This window comes from Rhodosalinus sp. (assembly GCF_041685465.1).
Taxonomy (GTDB): Bacteria; Pseudomonadota; Alphaproteobacteria; order Rhodobacterales; family Rhodobacteraceae; genus Rhodosalinus.
Genome location: NZ_JAWLFS010000335.1, coordinates 1 through 2516, shown reverse-complemented (window position 1 = coordinate 2516; position 2516 = coordinate 1). Strand labels below are relative to the sequence as shown.

General features: G+C 74.1%; 2 protein-coding genes. Both read left to right on the top strand.

Annotated elements, in window-relative coordinates:
* Positions 1–1809, top strand: a 1809-nt coding sequence (locus tag ACESL7_RS15380; protein ID WP_372894170.1) for a phage tail tape measure protein, incomplete at its 5' end; no start/stop codon positions are given.
* Positions 1802–2516 (top strand): hypothetical protein (locus tag ACESL7_RS15375; protein ID WP_372894169.1); only part of this gene is annotated, 715 nt, incomplete at its 3' end. The genes ACESL7_RS15380 and ACESL7_RS15375, both read left to right, overlap by 8 nt.

The following is a 2516-nucleotide window of genomic DNA, read 5'->3' as shown; positions in this document are numbered from 1 at the left end:
GCCGAGCGGCTGCTCGCGCTGCCGCTGGACGCGCGCATCCGGGAGGTGACAGAGGCCATTCGCGCCAATGCGGCGGCGTCCGAGCAGGCGGCGCTGTTCTCGCAGCTCTTCGGCGACCGGGCCTTCACCGCGTTCCAGCGTATCGATCCCGCGGTGCTGGCGCAGGCCCGGGCCGAGCTGGACCGCTTCGGCGCACTGGTCAGCGAGTCGGATGCAGCACAGGTCGAGCGCACCAATGATGCGATCACCCGGCTGGGCCTGGTCTGGCGCGGGCTGTCAAATCAGCTGACGGTGGCCGTGGCCCCGGCACTGGAACGCATGGCCGTGGCCATGGCGGAACTGGCCGATCGGAGCGGCCCGCTCGGGGTGGCGATCGCGTGGCTGGGGCGCAACCTCCAGCGCGTCGCCACCTATGCCGGGGCCTTTGCGGCGCTGATCGCGGTGCGGCTGGTCGGGCGCATCGCCGCCTTTGCCGTCGGCATTCGCGGCGCCGCGACGGCGCTGGTGCTTCTGCGCCGGGTGATGGCACGGCTGCCCTTCGTGGGGCTGGTGATCGCGATCACCGAGGTCGCGATGCTCTTTCCCAGGCTGGTGCGCGGCGCGGGCAGCTTCGGCAATGCGCTGCGGCTGCTGCGCGACGTGGCGGTGGCCGTCTGGGAGGGGATCAAGACGAGCGCCTCGTCGCTGGTCCCGGCCCTCGGCGCGGTCTGGCAGGAGATCAGGGCCGGGTTCTTCCAGATGCTCGAGGCCCTGAGCCTGCGCTGGCACACCTTCCTGCACCGGCTGGGCACCGGCCTCGAGGGCGTGCCGGGCTTCGGCGGGGCCGCCGAGGGGCTCCTGGCCGGGGCCGATCGGGCCCTCGACCGGATGAGCCGGCTCAACGCGGCCGCCAGCAGTGCCGAAGGCGCCGCGATCCGGCTGCGCCGGGAGGCCGCGGCGCGCGTGGCCGATGGCGGCGCACAGATCACCGAGGCCTGGACCCGGCTGCGCGAAGCGGTGGCGCGGGGATCGCAGGCCGCCTCCGGGGAGCTTGACGCGACCGGCGCCGCGGCGCGCCGGCTGCGCGAGGAGATCGCGGCGGCGGCCGGCCTGAACGGCGAAGATGGCGAGAGCGGCGGTGCCGCTGGCGCGCTCGGCCGCATCGGGTCGGCCGCGGGCGCGGCAGGCGAGGCCATGGAGCAGGCAGCCCGGCGCGGGGGCGAGGCCTGGGCGCAGGCGGGCGCGCGGCTGCGCGAGGCGCAGGAGGCGCAGCGGCGGGCTGCCCAACGGCTGGCCGAGGATATCACCGGCCCGCTAAAGCGCGCACTGGCCTCGGGCGAGTTCAGCTGGCGCACCTTTGCCGATGCGGTCTCCCAGATCGCGCAGAACCTCGCCACGCGGCTGATCAACGCTGCCTTCAAGCCGATCGAAGCCGCGATCGTCAGCGCGCTCACCGGGGGCGGCACCGGGGGCGGCTTCCTGGGCCGGCTGTTCGGGCTGGGCGGTTTTGCGCGCGGGGGCGTCTTCGACCGCGCCGGCGAGGTGCAGGCCTTTGCCCGTGGCGGGATCGTGGACCGGCCCACGGTGTTCCCGTTCGCGCGCGGTGCCGGGTTGATGGGCGAGGCCGGACCGGAAGCGATCCTGCCGCTCCGGCGCGGGCGTGGCGGCCGGCTCGGGGTGGAGACCACGGGCGACACGGCGCCACCGCCGACCACACGGATCATCAACGTGCTCGACCCGGCCATCGTCGGCGACTACCTCGCCACGCCGGCGGGCGAGCGGCTCATCGTCAACACGATCCGGCGCAACAGGGGCGCGCTCGATGCCTGAGGCGGATCCGGCGCCCCTGCTCTGGCCGTTCCCGGTACAGGCGCCGCTCGAGGAGGTGCTCGAGTGGCGCACCGACGTGCTGGCCACGCAGACCGGCGAGCAACGCATCGCGCTGCGCCCGGTGCCGCGCGAGATCGTCACGCTGCGCCACCGGCTCGATGCGCACGGCATGGCGCGCGCGGCAGAACTGGCCCGGGCAGGCTTTGCCGGGACCTGGCGCGTGCCGCTCTGGCACATGACGGCACAGCCGGGTGCCGCGCTTGCACAAGGCGACATGGAGATCGCGATCGACACCGGCCAGGGCGACTTCCGCGCGCCGGGCCTGACCGCCATCGCGGTGGATCGCGGCGAGGCCGCGTTGATTGAGGTCGCTGCAGTTCAGCCCGACCGGCTCGTGCTGGCCGCACCGCTGGACCAGCAACTTCCGGCCTCGACGGTCGCTGCCCACCGGGTGGCTGTGGCCCCGGTCCGCGACGGTATCCTGACAAAGGCGGTGGACCTCGCGCGGCGTCGCCAGGGCGACGGTGACCTGCGCGCGCGCTTTCTGCTGCGCGATACCCCCGATCTGGCCGCACCAACGCTGCGGCGCTATCTCGGCCTGCCGGTCCAGACCGACCCGAGCCTGCTGCGCCGTCCGCTCACCGCCAGCCTGGCGCGTTCGGTGGCCTATATCGACAACGGCTATGGCCCGGTCATCGTCGAGCCCA